Source organism: Gelidibacter sp. (assembly GCF_035515035.1).
Lineage (GTDB): Bacteria > Bacteroidota > Bacteroidia > Flavobacteriales > Flavobacteriaceae > Gelidibacter.
This window is the reverse complement of sequence record NZ_DATJCA010000041.1, coordinates 1-21,230: the sequence shown is the minus strand read 5'-3', so window position 1 is coordinate 21,230 and position 21,230 is coordinate 1. Positions and strand designations below refer to the sequence as shown.

General features: G+C 38.3%; 16 protein-coding genes. 9 read left to right on the top strand and 7 right to left on the bottom strand.

Annotated elements, in window-relative coordinates:
- The first annotated feature begins 47 nt into the window (after nt 1-47).
- The 3 genes from VLZ86_RS03185 (at nt 48) to VLZ86_RS03175 (ending at nt 3,474) form a co-directional block, all read left to right on the top strand.
- A complete protein-coding gene (locus VLZ86_RS03185; protein ID WP_325448650.1) occupies nt 48-977 on the top strand; it encodes an LD-carboxypeptidase in 930 nt (309 codons plus the stop codon).
- Between the two features lie 125 nt (nt 978-1,102).
- Complete coding sequence (locus VLZ86_RS03180; RefSeq protein WP_325448648.1) at nt 1,103-1,462, top strand: YraN family protein; 360 nt, start codon at nt 1,103-1,105, stop codon at nt 1,460-1,462.
- 212 nt (nt 1,463-1,674) lie between these two features.
- On the top strand, nt 1,675-3,474 hold the full coding sequence (locus VLZ86_RS03175) for a hypothetical protein (protein ID WP_325448646.1): 1,800 nt from the start codon (nt 1,675-1,677) through the stop codon (nt 3,472-3,474).
- A gap of 57 nt (nt 3,475-3,531) precedes the next feature.
- Here the strand turns inward: VLZ86_RS03175 and nadD are convergent, their stop codons facing one another.
- From nadD to VLZ86_RS03160, 3 genes are all read right to left on the bottom strand, one after another.
- Complete coding sequence (gene nadD / locus VLZ86_RS03170) at nt 3,532-4,110, bottom strand: nicotinate (nicotinamide) nucleotide adenylyltransferase (protein WP_325448644.1); 579 nt, start codon at nt 4,108-4,110, stop codon at nt 3,532-3,534.
- 12 nt (nt 4,111-4,122) lie between these two features.
- Nucleotides 4,123-4,728, bottom strand: coding sequence for a guanylate kinase (gene gmk, locus VLZ86_RS03165; protein ID WP_325448642.1), 606 nt, complete (start codon nt 4,726-4,728; stop codon nt 4,123-4,125).
- 221 nt (nt 4,729-4,949) lie between these two features.
- Complete coding sequence (locus tag VLZ86_RS03160; protein ID WP_325448640.1) at nt 4,950-5,807, bottom strand: YicC/YloC family endoribonuclease; 858 nt, start codon at nt 5,805-5,807, stop codon at nt 4,950-4,952.
- Between the two features lie 210 nt (nt 5,808-6,017).
- Here VLZ86_RS03160 and VLZ86_RS03155 point away from each other — a divergent pair, with 210 nt between their 5' ends.
- Entirely contained in the window at nt 6,018-6,494 is a 477-nt protein-coding gene (locus VLZ86_RS03155; RefSeq protein WP_325448638.1) for a thioesterase family protein, read from the top strand.
- A gap of 115 nt (nt 6,495-6,609) precedes the next feature.
- On the opposite strand, the gene VLZ86_RS03150 is transcribed toward VLZ86_RS03155, so the two are convergent.
- Nucleotides 6,610-6,966 carry an arsenate reductase family protein gene (locus VLZ86_RS03150; protein ID WP_325448636.1) on the bottom strand — a complete coding sequence of 119 codons (357 nt, stop codon included), beginning with the start codon at nt 6,964-6,966 and terminating at the stop codon, nt 6,610-6,612.
- A gap of 124 nt (nt 6,967-7,090) precedes the next feature.
- On the bottom strand, nt 7,091-7,816 hold the full coding sequence (locus VLZ86_RS03145) for a DUF3298 and DUF4163 domain-containing protein (RefSeq protein ID WP_325448634.1): 726 nt from the start codon (nt 7,814-7,816) through the stop codon (nt 7,091-7,093).
- A 97-nt stretch (nt 7,817-7,913) separates the two neighbouring features.
- Here VLZ86_RS03145 and VLZ86_RS03140 point away from each other — a divergent pair, with 97 nt between their 5' ends.
- Nucleotides 7,914-9,053 (top strand): cystathionine gamma-synthase, encoded by a 1,140-nt coding sequence (locus VLZ86_RS03140; protein WP_325448632.1) that lies wholly within the window; start codon nt 7,914-7,916, stop codon nt 9,051-9,053.
- A 71-nt stretch (nt 9,054-9,124) separates the two neighbouring features.
- Here VLZ86_RS03140 and VLZ86_RS03135 read toward each other — a convergent pair whose 3' ends face one another.
- Nucleotides 9,125-9,931, bottom strand: coding sequence for a THC0290_0291 family protein (locus tag VLZ86_RS03135; protein WP_325448630.1), 807 nt, complete (start codon nt 9,929-9,931; stop codon nt 9,125-9,127).
- A gap of 304 nt (nt 9,932-10,235) precedes the next feature.
- Between VLZ86_RS03135 and gdhA the strand changes: the two genes are divergently transcribed.
- The 4 genes from gdhA to VLZ86_RS03115 all read left to right on the top strand — a co-directional run bounded on the left by gdhA (nt 10,236) and on the right by VLZ86_RS03115 (nt 17,230).
- Nucleotides 10,236-11,576 carry an NADP-specific glutamate dehydrogenase gene (gene gdhA / locus VLZ86_RS03130; protein ID WP_325448628.1) on the top strand — a complete coding sequence of 447 codons (1,341 nt, stop codon included), beginning with the start codon at nt 10,236-10,238 and terminating at the stop codon, nt 11,574-11,576.
- Nucleotides 11,577-11,661: 85 nt separating this feature from the next.
- Complete coding sequence (locus VLZ86_RS03125) at nt 11,662-14,064, top strand: ABC transporter substrate-binding protein (RefSeq protein WP_325448626.1); 2,403 nt, start codon at nt 11,662-11,664, stop codon at nt 14,062-14,064.
- Between the two features lie 19 nt (nt 14,065-14,083).
- Entirely contained in the window at nt 14,084-14,803 is a 720-nt protein-coding gene (recO, locus tag VLZ86_RS03120; protein WP_325448624.1) for a DNA repair protein RecO, read from the top strand.
- A 15-nt stretch (nt 14,804-14,818) separates the two neighbouring features.
- Nucleotides 14,819-17,230: a TonB-dependent receptor gene (locus tag VLZ86_RS03115; protein WP_325448622.1), complete on the top strand. Its 2,412-nt coding sequence runs from the start codon at nt 14,819-14,821 to the stop codon at nt 17,228-17,230.
- A 99-nt stretch (nt 17,231-17,329) separates the two neighbouring features.
- Here VLZ86_RS03115 and VLZ86_RS03110 read toward each other — a convergent pair.
- On the bottom strand, nt 17,330-21,230 hold a 3,901-nt coding region (locus tag VLZ86_RS03110), incomplete at its 5' end, for a choice-of-anchor D domain-containing protein (RefSeq protein ID WP_325448620.1).

Below are 21,230 nucleotides of genomic sequence, written 5' to 3'. Positions count from 1 at the left end.
TGTGGCTAGGCCCACAAGACCTATTTGCACAAGAAAAATCATCATCTATGAAACAGCAAACGCTTGTGCGTCCTGCCTATTTGAAAGCTGGAGACACGGTGGCCATTGTGGCGCCATCTGGTGTTCTGAAAAATAGAAATGCGGAAATCCAAAATGCCCAAGATCTGATGGCAAGTTGGGGATTGCATACCGTTTTGGGAACACATCTTTATGCTGAAAGTAATCATTTTGCAGGAACCGATGCGGAGCGTTGCGCCGATTTTCAACAGGCGATGGATGATCCAACCATCAGCGCTATTTGGTCAGCACGTGGCGGTTACGGAACCGTGCGGATTTTGGATAAATTAGATTATACCAAATTTAAGAAGAAACCAAAATGGGTGATAGGTTATTCTGATATCACCGCATTACACAGCCAATTGCACAATGAAGGTTTTGAATCTATTCATGCCATCATGGCTGCAGGCATAACCAAAGACCTGAAAGGCATTGAAGAAACTGTCAGTACCTTTAAGGATGCAATTTTCGGAAAACCTTTGGCTTATACCTTAGAAGGGTCAGAGTATAACAAAGTAGGAACTGTGACCGGTGAATTGGTTGGCGGGAACTTAACGTTGATACATACCCTGTTGGGGTCTAAAACCAGCATTGATACTTCAGGTAAGATTCTATTTATTGAAGAAATTGGAGAATATGCTTACCATACCGATAGGATGTTGCAAAGTTTAAAGCGCGCAGGCTATTTTGACAATTGTAAAGGGGTTATTGTGGGCGATTTTTCCAAAGTAAGGGAAAACCCCACCCCATGGGGAAGCTCTATTGAACAATTGATTTTAGATGCCTTGGCTGATTATGATTTTCCTATTGCATTTAAAATGCCGGCCGGACATGAAGATGATAATAGAGCCATGATTTTTGGTCGAAACATTGAACTTTCCGTTGGGAAAGAGGTATCAACGGTAAAATTTGACAAGTAGGATTTTTCTTAGTAGCTCACTGCCGACTGAAGACTGCCGACTGCTGAATGAAGACTACTTTCATAATTCGTGGCTTTTTAATTAGTTCAAAATAGCAGGATGAAATTCCTGCCTTCGCAGGAATAATGGCACACCACAACGAACTTGGTAAAATTGGCGAAAAAATTGCCGCGGAATACCTTCTCTCAAAAGGTTATGAGATTATGTGCAAAAACTATTTCTTCCAAAAGGCCGAAATTGATATTATTGCAAAACATAACAACATGATGGTTTGTGTGGAGGTCAAAACCCGAAATTCCGATTTTTTCGGTGATCCCCAAGAATTTGTGAAGCCAAGTAAAATCAAACTCTTGGTCAAAGCGATGGATGCCTTTATCATTGAAAACGATATTAATTTGGAATCTCGATTTGATATTATCGCTATTTTGAAGAATAAAACAAAAGAAGAATTAACGCATTATCAAAATGCGTTTTATCACTTTTAATCCCTAATCAGTCCTTTTTGGTAGACACAAAACTGGAAATCACCAGAAGACTTTATGGCATGGATGTGATATTTGAAAGCTAAATCCCAACAGGTGGTAAGAACAAAACCTCCAATATAATACAATAAGATTTAATAAGCGGTGACAATTGTCATCTTTTGAATTTTCCAGGTTATCTACATTTGAGGCTTAATTTTTTAGCAAATCATATTATGATAGCCATCCAACAAGCCCACAGTTTTCATATTCCTGTTATGGGTTTAGCTTATACCATAGATAGTCCCATTCGTGTGGCGCAATTTGGTATTTCCTCCGTCATCTCTATTATTGATGACGACCTTATAGAAAAGATGACTGCTTTTTATAGTCAGAAATTCAGTTTACCCTATCAAGAGATTTCCAAAAAAGTAGACGATTATCGCGCCAAACGTATTACAGCGTATTTGAATGTAGTGGATATCATCGTTAAGGACAAGTTTAAAAAATTTAAGGAAGAATTGTCAGAAAGCAAATCTGCCCTAGAAAACTTTGTAGGCATGCTTCCTCATAAATCGAGCATAAAAGAAGGTCTTTTAAAAATGCTGGAAGAGGGGATGCTGATAAAGGAAAGTATTAAAAATTATATCGATACACATTTGTCTGCCGGAGAAATTGATGTGAACATCATGACCAAAATTGATAAAGATAATTTCGAGGGCTCTGAGCAATTACCGGTAGAATACAATGATGCCCATGCATCGCTCCGTGGTTTTGCAAATAGTAATTTGTCTTCTTCCGTTGTGCTTTCTGCTGGGATGAATCCAAGATTATATAGCTATTTTGAAAATTTCAAAGATTTTTATCCGGATGCCAAAGGCCAATTAAAAAAGAAAATTATTTTAAAGGTGAGCGATTTCCGATCTGCATTGATCCAAGGGAAATACTTAGCCAAAAAAGGACTTTGGGTTTCAGAATACCGTGTGGAATCTGGCTTGAATTGTGGTGGTCATGCCTTTGCAACCGAAGGATTTTTATTAGGACCAATTTTGGAGGAATTTAAAAGTAAAAAAACGGAGTTACTCCAAGGCACGCATGCTGTTTTTGTAAAGGCTTTGGTAGATAAACAGACAGATGTTCCAGAACATCACTTAGAGATTAGGATTACGGTCCAAGGCGGCGTGGGTACTGCGGCTGAACATGAGTTTCTAATTGATAACTATCAGGTAGATTCTGTAGGTTGGGGAACACCATTTCTATTAGTTCCTGAAGCGACCTCTGTAGATAATGAAACACGAAAACTCATGGCAGAGGCTAAGGAAGCCGATTTGTATTTAAGTGATATTTCACCACTAGGTGTGCCTTTTAACACACTTAAAGGCACTTCAAATGAGTTTTATAAGCAAGACCGGATTGCTAATAATAAAGCAGGAAGTTCCTGCCCTAAAAAGTTTTTGGCTTTAAGTAAAGAGTTTGGACCGGAAGGTATTTGTACCGCATCAAAGAAATATCAAGATGTGAAACTATCTGAATTGGATTTGAAAAAGGAGACGATGCCATCTTCGCATTATGAAATCGCTAAAAATAAAATTACTGAAAAGGCGTGCCTTTGTGTTGGTTTGGCTAATGCGTCCTATCTTGAAAACGACATTCCTGTCAAAGGTCAACAACAAGGTGTGGTCATCTGTCCAGGGCCCAATTTGGCTTATTTTGATAAAGAAGTTTCTTTGTCCCAAATGGTGCAGCATATTTATGGAGGTCAGTCAGTACTTTCGCAAACTTACCGACCGAATATGTTTGTAAAGGAATTAAAAATGTATGTGGATTATTTGAAAAATGATATCGCGACCTTTACTGATGAATTAACTATTAAAAACATAAAGAAATGGTCGGTTTTTAAGAGTAATTTATTAGAGGGGATTGTATACTATCAAGGTCTTTTCGAAGAAACGTTTCATTTGAATAAAAATGAGATTCAATCCGATATTATGATCTATAAGGATGAAATAGATGCGATTGAAATTCCTGTGTTGTAATTAGGAAACCTCTCAGGTTTTAAAAACCTGAGAGGTTTTATGCTGGCGGGGATGTGTTTACCGATAAAAATTCATTTCATCCAGATATTCCCAAACATGTTCGGGCAACATGGGTTTAACGTTTTTGCCCTCTTTTATGGATTGTCTTATAAACGTAGAGGATAATTCCATAATAGGAGCAGAGACCTTATGGATCTTTGGATGTTGATCAAATTGGGATTCAACTTTTCCTTCTGATAATCTTGGATAAACATAGATATGATGGTTGGCCAAGATCAATTGGTAGTTCTTCCATTTATGGAGACTTTTTAGGTTGTCTTCACCCATAATCAATGCGAACTCATGCATTGGATATTTCTCTTGTAAATAGGCAAGTGTGTTGATGGTGTAGTTGGGTTGAGGCATCCCAAATTCGATGTCGTTGGCGCGCAATTTAGGATAGTCTGCCGTGGCCCGATACACCATTTCGAAACGATCGTGATTATCAAGCATGGACGCTTTGACTTTAAACGGACTTTGAGGCGTAACTACAAACCAAATTTGGTCAAGATCGCTATGTTCGGCCATATGGTTGGCAATAATGAGATGGCCAATATGAATAGGATTAAACGTGCCAAAGTAGAGTCCGATTTTCATCTGTATTTTTTTTTATTTATGACTATCTCCATTGACAAAGTCGGACACCAATTTGTACGATTCGGCAATGGCTTTATCAAGATCATCGTTAATTACTATGACATCAAACAGCGGTGCAGTCGCCAATTCGGCGGATGCCTTAGCAATACGCATATTGATCTTATCATTGCTTTCCGTCTGACGCTTTTTTAAACGAATCTTTAATTCGTCTATACTAGGTGGTTTTACAAAGATGGCAATGGTTTGATCAGGGAATTTTCGTTTGATACGTAAACCTCCAGAAACATCAATATCAAAGATGACATTTTTTCCTTTGGCCCAGATACGCTTCACTTCGGTTTTTAAAGTCCCGTAAAAGTTATCGCGATAGACTTCTTCCCATTCTAAGAATTCATCATTTTTAATCCGGTTTTTAAATGCCTGAGCGTCTAAGAAATAATAATCCTTACCGTCGGTCTCGTTGTTCCTTTTTTCTCTGGATGTTGCCGAAATGGAAAACTCCAAATTAAGTTCTTCCTGTTGGAGTAAATGTCTCACAAGTGTTGTTTTGCCTGAGCCCGAAGGCGCTGAGAATACGATGAGTTTCCCTTGACCTGGGATGTCTTTAAGTTTCGTCACTAATTAATAATTTTTAAATATATAGTTTTCCAATTAAAAGGAAATTTTATTAGTTTGTATCATGAACTTATCTGATTGGTACTGACTGTTAATTGATATTCAAAAATCAACATTCCTCAATCCGCACGTACCTTAATGGCACGTGTAGACGGGTCGCTAATCGTTAATCAAACGATAATCTTCCCACCGCTAACCGTCTAATGCCTACTGAAGACTGCCCACTATAGTACATTCAGCAGTTGTTCTTTAATTTTTTCCAATTCGTCTTTCATCTGAACCACTAATTTCTGCATAGGTGCATGGTTGCTTTTTGAACCGATGGTGTTGATTTCACGTCCCATCTCCTGGCTGATAAATCCTAATTTTTTACCGTTGGAATCATCACTCTTAAGTGCTTTGATGAAATAGTCCAAATGGTTTTTTAGGCGTACTTTTTCTTCCGTAATGTCGAATTTTTCGATATAGAAAACCAATTCCTGCTCGAAGCGATTTTCGTCAACTTTTTCTTTCAATTCAGCAACACCCTTGTGCAAACGTTCTCTCACCGCTTCAATACGGTCGGGGTCCATAGCAATAACCTCCTCTAATAAATTAGATATATTTTCAACACGATCAAAAAATTCAGATTCCAAGCTTTTGCCTTCATCGAGACGGTATTGTTGTATTTTGTCCAAGGCGATGTTGATTTCTGCAGCAATTTCGCCCCATTCGTCTTCATCCATCTCATCACGTTCCGTAGTCACGGCGTCTGGTAATCGGATGGCCATTTTAAGCAATTCTGTTTCGTCACCATCCACCACTTCTTTCAACTGCTTGATGTACTGTTTGACCACTGTTTTATTGATTTGTGTAGAAGTTTCTTCGCCGGTAATTTCCATGTACATAGAAAAATCAATTTTGCCACGTTCCAATTTTGAAGCGATCAATTTGCGAATATCTAATTCTTTTTCTCGGTATAAAGAGGGCATTCTTGTATTCAGGTCGAGATTTTTGCTGTTAAGCGACTTGATCTCAATTGATATTTTTTTAGTAGGAAGCTGAATTACAGATTTTCCGTAACCGGTCATGGAGTGTATCATGGACTTATTTTAAAAGTTGCACAAAGGTAATGAAAATCATCAGTTTTCATAAGATAATAAATCGATGGAATTGTGTCCGAGACATTTAAAAATTCTAAATTTGCTTCTTTAAATTTTAACCTGGAGGTGGGCTTGTTAATCTAGTGGTGATTTTTAAATGTGTTAAATCAGATCTATTTTCTAAAATCTATCCTCTACATTCTAAAAACTATGTACTTAAAGAATTTTGAAATCCGATGGAGTGATGTAGATGCCAACAGACATTTGGCCAATTCAGCTTATGTGAATTTTATGAGCCATACACGTGTGGCATTTTTTGAAGAACATGGGTTTTCATTATCCAATCTTGTAAAGTTTCAAATCAGTCCTGTTGTTTTTTATGAGCATATTTTTTATTTCAAGGAAGCCTTTTTGGGTACGCCAATACGGGTTAGTCTTGAAGTTACAGGGCTGAGTGAGGACGGTATGTTTTTTAGGATAGAACACAATATCTACAATGATAAAGGAGAAAACTTGGCTAATTGTGAGCTTTTGGGCGCTTGGATAAATTTAAAAACGCGCCAATTAACAGGATTGCCATCAGAGTTTTTAGAGGAGATGGGTACTTTTCCTAAATCCAAGGATTTTAAAATCTTGACCAAGGAGGATACTCGCAAATTTGGTAAAAAGCCAGTGAACTTAAGTTGAGAATTTAGGTTTTTTAGCGATACGAGTAATGTTTTATATTTCGATCTTTTAGAATAGAGACGCAAAAACAATGAGGTTCTAGCGTAAACTCTGAGCATTACAGATCGACGTATTTCTAGCCTTCATAAATAGCTTTCTTCGCGGCTTCTACGGTTTTTGCACTATTTCCAATAAATATCTGATGGTTAAAAACCACAACTGGTCGGCTCAAGAAGGTGTAATGTTCAAGTATATAATTTTTGAAATCTTTTTCCGTCAGATTTTTGTCTTTAAGCCCCAAGGCTTTATACCGTTGTGCCCTTTTGCTGAATAAGGCCTCATAGCTGCCGGAGAGCTCGTGGAGTTCTTCCAATTGTTCGGCCGTGATCGGTTCACTTTTAATATCTTGAAAAATAAAATCAGAAGGTAATTCTAGGCTTTTGATGATCCTGATACACGTACTGCATGATTTTAAATGATATATTTTTTTCAAAACAAGTGGATTTAAGGTTTAAAAATGATAGGCGTCAAAATAAAGAAATTTCAACTAGGATATCAATTTATTTTACGTTAGAAATTGGCGTGGCATCAAATGTTTCAGGTTCTATTGTTAGATACTATGGATTTACTTTTAGATATTCCTTAATTTGAGCATAAGGTAAAACGATTTCTGTGATGCCTTGCGCGTAAGATGCAATCTCGTAATTGTTGTAAAGTAAAACCAAACCTTTGTTGGTGTAGCCTATGTTTGATGGTAATTGAAAATCCTCACCAAAGAAAAAATCCTCCATGCTTTCATCATTATCCTTTGGTTTGGTTTGTTCTTTAAAAGCTTTTTCGGCAACTTTTTTAAATTCGTCCAAATTCTTGATAAAATCTTTTTGTTCAAATAGAACCCCGTTTGCTGGGTTGAAATTTAAGTATGTAGTTTTTCCATTTCCATGTGCACCGCCAGTATCAGTATAAGTTTGAAGGCTAATGCAAATGATTTCTGGAGAGTCATAAATCACTTGGCCGTCCACTTTGACTTCCCATTTTTGACTGCTGTCTTGAAAATCCTGTTTAAACGATTTGTATTCCTTGTCAAATTGTGAAGCGGCTTCAGAAATAGAAATGTCATTTTCTGGAGTATCAGCCATATTTATTTCGTTGATAATGACATGTGCTATCTGTTGGTTTATGTTATGGGCAACATCTTTAGATCCTATGGCTTTTGGATAATTAATAACAATTGTTGCATCAGATGATTTTTCGATGTGTTGTGTTTCGAAAGTTAATTTAACATCTTTATTACAACCTGATAACAGGAAAGCAGTCATCAAAAAGAAACTTAGTTTTTTCAAGGTATTAGAGGTTTTGTTAAACAATCAATAAAGATATTACATCCTTTTGTAACCAAGTGCTTAAAGCTTAAATTTGTTCTCAACAAAATGTTCTGTTATGAAATTCAACACTAAAACCATTCACGGTAATCAGGAGCATGATAAGGCTTACGGTGCTGTGATGCCGCCAATATATCAAACCACTACTTTTGCGCAGACTACACCTGGAGGCCATAAAGGGTATGAATACTCACGAAGTGGAAATCCAACCCGTACGGCATTGGAAAATTCATTTGCCAGTATTGAAAATGGCAATCATGGTTTGGCTTTTGGATCAGGTTTGGCTGCTATTGATGCGGTCATGAAACTTCTAAAACCTGGAGACGAGGTCATTTCAACCAATGATCTTTATGGTGGTACTTATCGGTTGTTTACGAAGATTTTTGAAGGTTTTGGAATCAAATTCCATTTTGTTGGGATGGAAAATGCGTCAAATATTGAATCCTATGTCAATAAAAACACAAAATTGATATGGGTGGAAACACCCACAAACCCAATGATGAATATCATAGACATTGAAGCAACCGCGGCGGTGGCTAAAAAACATAATATTTTATTGGCGGTTGACAATACTTTTGCGACACCTTATTTACAACAGCCGTTAGACTTGGGTGCGGATATCGTGATGCATTCGGCCACAAAATATTTGGGGGGCCATAGTGATGTAGTCATGGGAGCGCTCATTGTAAAAGATAAGGAACTTGCAGATCGATTGTATTTTATCCAAAATGCGAGTGGTGCGGTGTGTGGACCCCTAGACAGTTTTTTAGTGTTGCGGGGGATTAAGACCTTGCACATTAGGATGCAACGTCATTGCGAAAACGGAAAAGCCGTAGCTGAGTATTTGAATCAACATCCAAAGATAGAAAACGTGTATTGGCCAGGTTTTAAACACCATCCGAATCATGATATTGCAAAAGCACAAATGAAGGATTTTGGAGGCATGGTGTCTTTTACCACCAAAGGAAATAATTACAAAGAAGCCATCAAGATTGTGGAAAACTTGAAAATCTTCACTTTAGCAGAGTCTTTAGGTGGTGTTGAATCTCTTGCTGGGCATCCAGCTAGTATGACGCATGCCAGTATACCTAAAGAAGAGCGTGAAAAAATTGGAGTTGTGGATTCTTTAATAAGATTGAGCGTTGGAATTGAAGATGAAGAAGATTTGATTGCCGATTTGAAACAGGCGATAGGATAAGGAGATCTGAATTTAAAAACACGATTTGATCTTGAATTATTTCGTCTTATAACGGGTTTGAATATTTGCTTTTAGTCAAAATAATGGATAAAGCCTATGTTTAACCATACCATATAATCATTGGATTTATTAGAGGGTAATTTATGGTTTAAGCCATCCACCTTATCGCTAAAATAGTGTTGCCATCTTAGGTCGAGCATGAAATCTGAGTAATAAGATACTTTATATCGCGTACCAACACTTCCTACAAGAGAAAAAGTGGTTCCAATTTCAATATTTACAAATTCAGTGTCTCTAATTGTTCCGTCGGAATGCCGGTACCAAGGTCCGTAGAAGTTATCTAAGTTTTTTGGATCTCCATCACCGTATGAGGTGTAAACCTTAGGATTATACAAAGTGTAATGTATTCCAAAACTTACAAATGGAGTGAAAGAATTCGTCGCATATGAAAACTCTCTTAGACTGAAGGGGAAGTAGTCCAGTTGCATCCCAATATCAAAGTTCTGTGTTTCTCCAGTATGAGCTCTTAATTTATCAGCATTTTCACCTGTTTTTGAGGCATCCGCCCATTTGCCAAAATGTTTAAGTTTGGTGGTGTTAAAAGAAAGTTCACTGCGTACCTTAAAATGATCGTTAAAATAAGCATAGGGCTTGTAGCCAGGTGTATCTTCAAAATTCATGAAGTGGACAATTCCAATACCAAAACCTGTATTGCCAGCGGTACTTTCAAAATCACGACGTTCCCCAAAGTCCGATTGAAAAGCTGTAGGGCCCAAAATAATACCGAATTCATTAGTGAACCTGTTTTGAGCAAAGCCTGTTGAAATACCCATAATAAATACAGATACTATGGATAACTGTTTCAAACTAGGCGCCATATAGTGTTATTTATTTAACGGTGTTGGTATTAACAAATATATGAAAACTGACTTAACTTCCAAACAAAACATTAGCAACGTGAAGATTATAACAAAGAAAAGATCTTATTTGTTGAGATATTGATTTATTTACCTTCTTTTTTGGGTCGAAACATCAAAAAATGCCAATGAATTACAGTTGATTTATGAATTTCGTAATTTTTAATAAACGATTCAAGATTCTATTATGAAAAATCCATCAAAACCTTTAAAATGCTTATATTTGCTAGGTTAAATGTAATAAATGTTGATAATAAGTTAATAAATGACAGAGCAAGTAACATCTTTTTTAGATTATGTGCGTAGAAATAATCCCAATGAACCAGAGTTCTTACAAGCAGTGCATGAAGTAGCCGAAACCATCTTACCTTATATAGAAGAAAATTCAAAATACAAAGATAAGATGTTATTGGAGCGCATGGTTGAACCAGAGCGCACAATTATTTTCAGAGTTCCCTGGGTTGATGATAAAGGTAAGATCCAAGTAAATAGAGGCATTAGGGTCGAATTCAATTCGGCAATAGGGCCTTACAAGGGTGGGTTGCGATTTCATCCCACCGTAAATTTAAGTATTTTAAAATTTTTAGGCTTTGAACAAACGTTCAAAAACTCGCTTACCACGCTTCCATTGGGAGGTGGAAAAGGGGGTTCTGATTTTGATCCTAAAGGGAAAAGCGACAATGAGGTGATGCGTTTTTGTCAATCTTTCATGAATGAGTTATACCGACATATCGGTGAAAGTACAGATATTCCTGCTGGCGATATAGGGATTGGGTTTCGAGAAATTGGCTATATGTTTGGGCAATATAAAAAGTTACGAAATGAATTTACGGGAATTTTGACTGGTAAAGGTCTGTCCTATGGTGGCTCTTTGATCAGACCGGAATCAACAGGGTATGGTTGCGTATATTTTGTAAGAAGTATGTTGGCAGTTCAGGAGGACACTTTAGAGGGAAAAACAATATCCATTTCAGGGTCTGGAAACGTAGCGCAATATGCTTGTGAAAAAGCCACGGAATTTGGCGCAAAAGTATTGACAATGTCGGATTCCTCTGGATATATATATGATCGGGATGGAATAGATGTAGATAAACTCGCGTTTATTATGGAGTTAAAAAACGTAAAGCGCGGAAGAATAAGTGAATATGCAGATAAGTACAAATCGGCAACATTCCATGAAGGTAGACCTTGGTCAGTAAAAGCCGATATCGCTTTACCATCAGCCACACAAAATGAATTGAATGAGGAAGATGCAAAGCTACTTGTGAAAAATAAAGTAATAGCCGTTGCGGAAGGTGCTAATATGCCATGTACGCCAGAAGCCATCGAGGTATTTCAAAAAGCGAGAGTTTTATTTGGACCAGGAAAAGCAGCAAATGCAGGTGGAGTTGCCACTTCTGGGCTGGAAATGAGCCAGAATGCCTTAAAGCTTTCTTGGGATCGAGAGAAGATAGATGGCAAACTAGTGACTATTATGGAAGATATCCATCAATCCTGTGTGACTTACGGAAAGCAAGAGGATGGTTTTATTGATTACGTAAAGGGGGCAAACATTGCTGGTTTTGTTAAAGTAGCAGATGCTATGTTGGCCCAAGGGGTAGTCTAATATATCATAAGAATAATGATTTAAAGGCTTCAATAAGATATTATTGGAGCCTTATTTATGTTCTTAATATATGAATAGACCAAAAATGTCATTAGTAATAAATATCTTTGACCTCTATTACTATGCTATGATAAAACAGATTGCATCCGTTTTTTTATTTTTCCTAGTGCTTTCATCCCAAGCGCAGGATTTTTCCACATTATGGCAAGGTTATTTTTCTTATTATAACATTAAGGATATTGCTATTGGGGACAATAAAGTTTATGGTGCTTCTGAAAATGCAATTTTTACCTATGATTTGTCATCCAATCAAATTGAAACCATAACCACGATAGACGGCTTATCCGGCGAGACTATTTCAACCATTGCCTATAGTGAAGCTTATGACACCTTAATAATTGGTTATGAAAATGGTCTTATTGAAATAGTTTCAGGTCCTGAAAATGAGATACTTTCGGTGGTTGATATTCTTGATAAACAAACCATTCCACCAAACCTTAAGCGCATCAATCATTTTAATGTCCTTGATGGGTTGGCTTATATCTCTACTGACTTTGGAATTTCGATTTATAACTTGGAACGTCTTGAGTTTGGGGATTCCTATTTTATTGGCAACGGTGGGAGCCAGATTAATGTGAACCAAACCACGGTGCTGAATAATATAATTTACGCAGCTTGTGGGAATAATAACGCTATAAAAACGGGAGCATTATCAAACCCTAACCTTATAGACTATAAGCAATGGCAAACCATAGGAAGTGGGAGTTTTGTTTCGGTTGAAAGTGTCGGAAGTCGATTGTTTGCTGTTAATTCAAATCATGTGGTCTACGAAATATCCAATGGTGGTTTTGCTGCCTTATTTACATATTCTGACATGCCTTTGGATACCAAAGCGGTAAATGATAATTTAGTAATTACCACTGGAAACAATGTGTATGTTTATAATGGTAATTTTGCTACATTGGCTACAGCAACGCTTCAACCTGAGTTGAGCACAAGGTTTACTACTGCCACAATCTCTGAAAATCATATTTATATTGGGACAAGCAGCTCTGGTGTTTTAAAAACCAACTTATCAAACACGATGGCTTATGATGTGGTTAGACCAGAAGGACCACTTATGAATGACGCTTTTAAGATTGAAGCTGGACATAACAATTTGTGGGTCACCTATGGCGATTATACCGTTTCTTACAATCCGTATCCCTTGCGTAGCTACGGCCTTAGTCACTTAGTAGAGGAAAATTGGATAAATACGCCTTTTAGCGATCTTTTAAATGCCCAGAACCTGAATTATATTGCTGTGAATCCTTTTAATCCGGCGCAAGTATTTATAAGTGCCTGTCAACAGGGGATTTTGGAGCTTAATAATGAAGAGGCAACCGTGTTATTGGATCAGAACAATAGTGGTCTGGAACCCATTGCTGCTACGGATCCCTCCGTGAGACAGACGGGGTCTCAGTTTGATAGAAATGGAATCTTATGGACCATGACCAGTCGTGTTGATAAAGCTTTAAAGTCTTACAATCCAAGCACCGGACAATGGCGAGGTTATAGTTTTAGTGAAATCATTCAAGATCCTCTTCTAGACGAATTTGGCTTTGGTGATTTGGTAATCGATAGAAGTGGTACCAAATGGATTGGTGCGTATAAAAAAGGTCTTATTGGTTTTAATGAAAACGGCAATAAGATAGGTTACATAAATTCTGAAGAGCAGAATATGCCCGACCATATAGTCTCAGCCGTTGCAGTGGACAACAACAATCAACTATGGATTGGTACCATAAAAGGATTAAGAGTGCTTTATAACACTGGTGGTTTTTTCGATACGCCCAACCAGAGTGTAAAGGAAATTGTGGTGCTTGACGACGGCATTCCTCAAGAGCTTTTGTCCAACCAATATATTACGGATATTAAAGTAGATGGCTCCAATAACAAATGGATTGGAACGTTAGATGCCGGTATTTTCTATTTTTCCCCTGATGGTCAACAAACCATCTATCACTTTACCACAAAGAATTCGCCGTTGCCTTCCAATTTCATTAAAGATATATCTATTGATGCCCAAAATGGTAAAGTTTATATTGCAACATCAAAAGGATTGGTGTCTTTTTCTTCTGGTGGCTCGAAACCAGAAGAGGAATTGGCAAGTGCTTTTGTTTATCCCAATCCTGTAAGACCCGAATATGATATTCTTGGTGCCAACAATTTAAATGATATTAATAAAGGTGTGAAAATTAGAGGTATCACTGAAAATGTCAATATAAAAATCACCGATATTGAAGGCAATCTTGTTGCAGAAGCGCAGTCAAGGGTCAATTTAAGAGCTTCACGTTCCAATTATAATTTTGCAATTGATGGCGGAACAGCCATTTGGAACGGTAAAAACTTAGCCAATAATATTGTGGCTTCCGGAGTTTATTTGATTTTGATTTCTGACCTGGATTCTTTTGAAACCAAGGTCTTAAAATTATTGATCATCAGGTAACCCACTCATTTTAAAGACTATGTTAGTTAAGACCAACGCCATTGTTCTTTCCAAGATCAGGTATGGAGACCATGATGTGATTGTAAAATGCTATACCCACAATAGAGGTATTGTCAGCTATTTATTGCGAGGTGTTTTAAAAAGCAAAAGAAGTAATTCTAAAATTGCGTATTACCAGCCTTTGTCGCAATTAGAAATTGAAGAGAACTACAGGGCGAACCAATCCTTGCATTATATTGCCGATGTCAAATTGGCTGTGGTCTACCAAAGCATGCATACCAATATCCTTAAAGGCGCGATTGTTATGTTTTTGTCAGAAGTTTTGGCGACCACCTTAAAAGAAGAAGAAGCTAATCTGTCTTTATATGAATTTTTGGAAACTACGCTACAGTGGTTGGATCATGAAACTGATTTCGCGAATTTTCATTTGTTGTTCTTACTAGAACTTTCCAAGCATTTAGGTTTTTATCCAGATACCTCACAATCTGAGTTTCCGTACTTTAATTTACGCTCCGGAAGTTTCGAACTTAAGCCACAAACACCCTACACCATTTCAGGCGAAAATTTAATACTTATGAAACAGCTGTTGGGCATAAAGTTTGATGCTCTGAAGTCTCTAAAGCTACATTCCAAACAAAGACAGGCCCTTCTGAATATATTATTACTTTATTTTGAATTGCACCTATCAGATTTTAGAAAACCAAAATCACTTCAAATATTTAATGAAGTGTTTCATTAAACTAAGTTTTACACTATGAGATTTTTCTTTTTGATAAGTGCTTTCCTGCTCGCTATTGGTCCAGGACAATCACAGAATGTTAAAATCTTAGAAGAATCCACAAACCTTCCAATTGCTGGTGCGGCTATTTACAATGCTTCAAAAAGCAGATCAACAACCTCTGATATTGATGGTGTTTCTAATTTAAGCCGGTTTACAGCAGGTGAATTGATTTTTATAGAACACATACTTTATAAAAGTGGCAGTTTTTTAATTACAGACCTTAACAATAGCACAATTTATTTGAGACCTAAAATTGAGGGTTTGGATGAAATTGTCGTCTCGGCTTCAAAGTTTCAACAAAGGAAACGAGATATACCACAAAAGATCATCAATATCAATGCGAAGTCCATCACGTTTTCAAACCCACAAACCAGCGCCGATCTATTGGAGAATGGAGGTAATGTGTTTATTCAAAAAAGTCAAATGGGGGGCGGAAGTCCGATGATAAGAGGTTTGTCTGCCAATCGGCTTTTAATGACTGTAGATGGGGTGCGCATGAACAACGCAATTTTTAGGGGTGGTAATTTACAAAATGTAATCTCTATTGATCCCTTTTCCATCCACAATACTGAAGTCACCTTGGGCGCAGGTTCAGTGGTTTATGGTAGTGATGCCATTGGAGGGGTATTGAGCTTCTACACCAAAACGCCACAACTTTCTTATTCGGATTCGCTATATTTTAAAGGTAGTGTTGTCGGCAGATATGCCACAGCCAATAAGGAGAAAACCGGACATCTCGATTTGAATTTTGGATTAAAGAAATGGGCCTTTTTCACTAGCGTGAGTTATACTGATTTTGATGATTTACGAATGGGCAGCCATGGACCGATAGACTATATCAGACCAGAATTTGTGCAAACTTCAGGCGGTGTTGACAGGATCGTCGCAAATGACCATGCTCTAATACAAATTCCTACCGGTTATGACCAAATTAACCTTTTACAGAAGATACGATACGAGCCCAAACAAGATTGGAGTTTTGATTTAGGTTTGTATTATAAGACCACATCTGAGTTTTCACGATATGACAGATTAATTCGTTACAAAAATGGAAGTTTGCGTTCCGCCGAATGGAATTATGGACCTCAGCGCTGGTTCATGGGCAATTTGCAAGTGACAAAATTAAGTAGCAATTCCAATCTTTATGATAAAATACAATCTACTGTAGCCTATCAAAATTTTCAGGAAAGTAGAATGGATCGGGATTTCAGTAAAACTGACAGACATATCAAAGAGGAAGCAGTAGATGCCCTTTCATTTAATTTGGATCTTGAAAAGCAACTAGGTAAAAGAACGGAATTCTTTTACGGGTTAGAGTACATCTACAATCAGGTTATTTCTAGCGGGATGCAAGAAAATATCAATACAGGAACGAGCGTCCCAGCAGTATCACGTTATCCTAATGGATCAGATTGGCAATCTATGGCTGCTTATACAAGCCTTAAGTTTAAACCTAATCAGAAATTTGTGTTTCAAACAGGCGTTCGCTACAATCATGTTATTGTCCATGCCGATTTTACAGAAAACAATACCTATCTCAAGTTGCCCTATACTACGACCAATATCAATGCGGGTGCTATTACAGGAACCGCCGGCATCAACTGGAATCCAAACCAAACGCTGGGGATGAGGTTCAATGTATCATCGGCATTTAGGGCGCCAAACATAGATGACATTGGAAAAGTTTTTGATTCTGAGCCGGGTGCAGTCGTGGTGCCCAATGATAATTTAAAAGCAGAATATGCATACGGACTTGAGTTTGGTGTAAAACTGAATTTCGAAAACGTGTTTATACTAGATATGGCCACTTATTATACACATTTGGACAATACTTTGGTTCGGCGTGATTTTAAACTGAATGGCGCCTCGGAAATTATGTATGATGGCGAGTTAAGCACTGTACAGGCTATTCAAAACGCCGCAGAATCTCGCATATATGGTTTTGAAGTTGGAATGCATGTCAATTTTACCAAAGCACTAAAATTGAAATCTTATTATAATATCATTGGAGGTGAAGAAGAGGGCAATAATGGCGAAAAAAAACCATTGCGCCACGCTGCGCCACAGTTTGGAGCCACCCATTTAATATGGCAAAATGAACAGTTGCAAGTAGATGGATTTGTTAGATATAATGCTGCGTTGTCTTATAATCAATTGGCGCCTTCAGAACAGAGTAAGGATTATATTTACGCATTGGATGCTAATGGTCATCCGTATGCACCCTCATGGTATACAATAAATTTAAGAACCCAATATAAATTTAGCGACGCAATATCTCTAACGGCGGGTTTGGAAAATATTACAGACCAACGCTATAAACCTTACTCCTCAGGAATCGCGGCTCCGGGACGTAATTTTATAATGTCTTTAAAATATACGTTTTAAGAATGTTGCCCCGCACGAACGAACTATTTTCGGTACAGGGGGGGGTAATTCAAGAACCAAGACAGTTCAATTATATTGCCAAACCCGAAATTTAAATACTTAAAGCCCAGACCTTAGAACAAAACGTTTGGTAATTATTTGACCGTTGGAAATTTCGATTTTGGCAAGATAAGCAGCTTGACTGAGATGGCTTAGATCGTAAGTTTCAGTGGTATGGTTACCTTTAAATTGATTTAAAGTTCTACCCAATATATCCATAATTTCTACGGATTTGATACTAAGGTTTTGCCTAACGGAAAATTCAACTTGTACATTGCTGAGCTCAATAATTGACAACTCTTTGGTGTCCAAAATAAAGTCGATGGTGGGTAAGGTTTTACTTTGAAATATAATAACGAACCGATTGTTAAAGTCGCCAGTTGCTGAGGTGAAATTATAATCGGAGGCCGACAGATTATGTTGGATATTCAGTAATTCATCATTCAGAAAGAGATGGTTGTGTTCAAAAAATTGGCCCTGAAACTGGGCGACGGACAATTTATACAAGGTTGGCTGTGTTATTGAAGTCTTTAATCCTAAGGGAATATTTTCATCTAGCGTTAAACTATTGACCGCCTTTCCCTGAATGGCATATTTCTTATTGCTTTCAGGAATTTCAGTATAGATAATGGCACCCAAGCCGGTTGATAGATTGCGCTCAGCATCATAGGTAAATCCGTCAACCCCATTGGTTGCGCCTTCCACATAAGCCACTAGAATTTGATTAAAGATGCCATTATCGGAGGTGAGGTTGATCCAAAATTTATTTGGAACATCTTCAGGAGCATTTCTGAAAAATTGGGAGTTACTGTTACCATCCGCCATCCTCATGGAGTTTTTGAAAGTCAAGATGCCGCCATCATTGATTCCTATAACAAAAAAACCTTGTCCTGATGGAATGTAATCTGAAGGTATTTCGTTTTTACCACCAGCTATATTTCCACTGCCCGCAGTAATTATTGCGTAATCATTTCTATTAAAATTAAGCACTTGATTGCCGGGATTACTGGCTAAAGGCGGACTAGCTTGAGACCAGAGATAGGCTGCGCCAGAAATCACCTCTGAATTTTGGTTATGAACATATTTAAAATCGATGGCAGAGGCGTAGGGATTTCCAATAAAATTCCAGTCATTGTCGGTAGTAATGGCGTTTGTATGAATGGTGACCGAGATATTTCCGTTGTTAAATTCTCCGTTAAACAAGGTGCTATCAATTCGTGGGAATGTTCCGGAATTGTTGGAGGTTGCCGCATAGCCTACACCTGGGATCATGCGTCCAGTTGCTAATTGCCAATCGTCACCATTGTCATCGACATCATCACCATTAGTGTCTTCATAATTTTCAGCCTCAAAATAAAACCGTCTACTTGGAGATGCCATACTCAGGGCAGATTCAATCATTTCATTGGTTACGGGTGAGCTCCAGTAGGTGTAGTCATACCAATTCTGCTTTTCAGCAGTAGATTTTCTCACATTGGAAACACCTAGGGTATTCAATGTAAAACGTCCTGCATTTTCGTCATCCCCGCGCTGTACAAATGCTCCTTTACTATCGACCAAGATCTCACCAAAGTCCATAGACGAATTTCCCTTGACTATCACATCAGTCATCACTTCCACATAATACTCTTCCGTGATGTTTAAAGTAAATCCAGAATTCACAACCAGGCTACAAGCAGTGAAGCTTCCAGATGTAGAACTTGTGGTGTAATTCCCATTAATGACGGCGATGGTGTTTTGATCTGGGGCTGAAGTAATCCAATTGGACCCAACCCAAGTGCTTTGATTGATTTTTAATCTTACAGCATTGCTGGCTGAATAACATGTGGCTGTGTCCTCACGGATTTGTGCATAAAATTGAAAGCCGTCAAAATCTAGAGTACTCACGATAGTCAAGGAATCACTTTGCTGGCCGGAGTACGCAGGATTTACAACTAATATTTCTACCCAAGAGGATGTTCCTGGTGCGTGATAGAACCATTGATAGGTTAAAGGAGATCCACCTGGAACACCTTCTGAACCTGCAATCAATAAGGTTGTTGATAAAAGACAGTTTGAACTTGGTGCAATTGGCTGAAGGGTTAGGGTAGGCGAAGCACCGCCTGAATAATCGTAATACCCAATGTCTGAATAATCATTTGTGCCACAGGAGCTAGGACCAGATCCCACCCAATCAATGATATTCCAATCACTTAGATTAAAATTCGGGTTTGGAAGCAGGGAAGCGGTATTCAAACGTCTAAAATTAAAGCCGCGATCACCGGTAATTAGGGTGGCGTCCATCCATGTATTATCCATATACACGCCAAATTGATCAATAACTTCGGTCCCATTGGATTTTAATAAACGGATGAGGTCGTGTTCATTATCTTTTTTGTTGATGCCGCTCAAAGGACTCACTTGGTCAGCTAATTGGCCATTTCCTCCCGTTATAGGACAGGTGTTTGAGTTACTCGCAGATACTCCAATGGCAATAACATAGGTTGAATTGTTTGCTAGGTTCACCGGATGAAGTTGAATAAGACTGCTAGGAGAACTGGATCCGTTGTTGTAAATGCCAACGGAATAATCGCCCAAAGCTATTGTGGCACCAGTCCCGTTATAAATTTCCACATAACTTAATCCGCCTACGGTAGCATCGGTAACCTCACTAATAAATAAATCAGTAAGACTGGCACTCCCTTCGCAACCCCCAATGCGTTGGTCTATGACCGTAAAAGGCATGGTACTGATACATCCAATGCTGTTGACAACCACGATATGGCCTGTAGCCGCATTCTCAGGAATCGTCACTTCAAGGGTGGTTGAATTGATAAAGCCTGTTGGCATAGCATTGCCGTTTATACTGGCTAAGGTTGAGGCGTTAAAATTCGTTCCGGTAACCGTCACGATGGTACCTGATGGACCATTTATTGGACTAACGACACTAGTGGTGGCAACACAACGACCAGTACCTCGTATCGCGAAAGTATAGGGGTTTTTATCAGGATCATTATTGACGATGGACACGGTTGCATTTCTAAGGTCAGCAGCTAAAGGCGAAAATTCAATTTCAAAAATTGAAAATTCCCCAGGACGAATTGTTGTTGCGGGAAATATGGTGATTATAAAATCCCCAGGATTTGCGCCAATGATATTTACGCTGGGAACATTTAAATCTAAGTTGCCAAGGTTTCGAATCCGGTAGGACTTTGACTGCGAAGCGCCTATAAACTGAGCAGCGAATAATGTATTATCAGTACCCTGCGGAGAAATATCGCCATTAACGATTTCAGGAAATGTGCCTAAGTTGCCCTCCACCCTAATTTCTGGCGCCGTCACATTTAACACTCCAGAAATATAGGTCGTACCATCCCAAAAGCTCCCTGCTGATCCATCCGCCAAAATGCCACCGTATAACCAGATGCCGTTATTAAGCCTAAAACGGGTAGCGTAATAATAGGTTCCAGGGCTGGTAATGAGCGGACCTAAATTAGTGACATATTCGTCATTCTGTCCATCGTTGCAATCTAAACAAGCGGTGTTATAAACCGCAGGAGTCCAATTGGACCATGTGTTTGGATTGGAATTGCTAGTGCTGTAACCGATTTCCGCCACTATGCCAGGACCTTGCCCAGGACCAGGAGTGACGTCTTGTTCATATACTTGTCCGTACACATTAAAAGCATCTCCTAAATTTATAGTTCCAATACCTGGGAATTGTAGGTTGCAGAACCCTACGGTATCCACACTTAATACGCCGTTCAAATTGGAAGTGCCATTCCAAAAACCGCCACCTGATCCACTATAACCCCCATAACTGTAAGGACCACCTTCTAATTGAAATCGGCTTGCGTAATAATAGGTTCCAGAAGTTAATGCCGTGCCGATGTTGGCAGCATACTCATCGTTATCTCCTGATTGCGTGTTAAAAGTTGCGGGCAGCCATGTCCATCCTGCTGAATTTGGATTATTGTTTAGG

Coding starts and splice junctions, on each gene's coding strand:
- VLZ86_RS03180 (WP_325448648.1), top strand. CDS start 1,103: ATGGCACACCACAACGAACTTGGTAAAATTGGCGAAAAAATTGCCGCG.
- VLZ86_RS03115 (WP_325448622.1), top strand. CDS start 14,819: ATGAGATTTTTCTTTTTGATAAGTGCTTTCCTGCTCGCTATTGGTCCA.
- VLZ86_RS03135 (WP_325448630.1), bottom strand. CDS start 9,931: ATGGCGCCTAGTTTGAAACAGTTATCCATAGTATCTGTATTTATTATG.
- gdhA (WP_325448628.1), top strand. CDS start 10,236: ATGACAGAGCAAGTAACATCTTTTTTAGATTATGTGCGTAGAAATAAT.
- VLZ86_RS03175 (WP_325448646.1), top strand. CDS start 1,675: ATGATAGCCATCCAACAAGCCCACAGTTTTCATATTCCTGTTATGGGT.
- VLZ86_RS03185 (WP_325448650.1), top strand. CDS start 48: ATGAAACAGCAAACGCTTGTGCGTCCTGCCTATTTGAAAGCTGGAGAC.
- VLZ86_RS03160 (WP_325448640.1), bottom strand. CDS start 5,807: ATGATACACTCCATGACCGGTTACGGAAAATCTGTAATTCAGCTTCCT.
- nadD (WP_325448644.1), bottom strand. CDS start 4,110: ATGAAAATCGGACTCTACTTTGGCACGTTTAATCCTATTCATATTGGC.
- VLZ86_RS03155 (WP_325448638.1), top strand. CDS start 6,018: ATGTACTTAAAGAATTTTGAAATCCGATGGAGTGATGTAGATGCCAAC.
- recO (WP_325448624.1), top strand. CDS start 14,084: ATGTTAGTTAAGACCAACGCCATTGTTCTTTCCAAGATCAGGTATGGA.
- VLZ86_RS03140 (WP_325448632.1), top strand. CDS start 7,914: ATGAAATTCAACACTAAAACCATTCACGGTAATCAGGAGCATGATAAG.
- VLZ86_RS03125 (WP_325448626.1), top strand. CDS start 11,662: ATGTCATTAGTAATAAATATCTTTGACCTCTATTACTATGCTATGATA.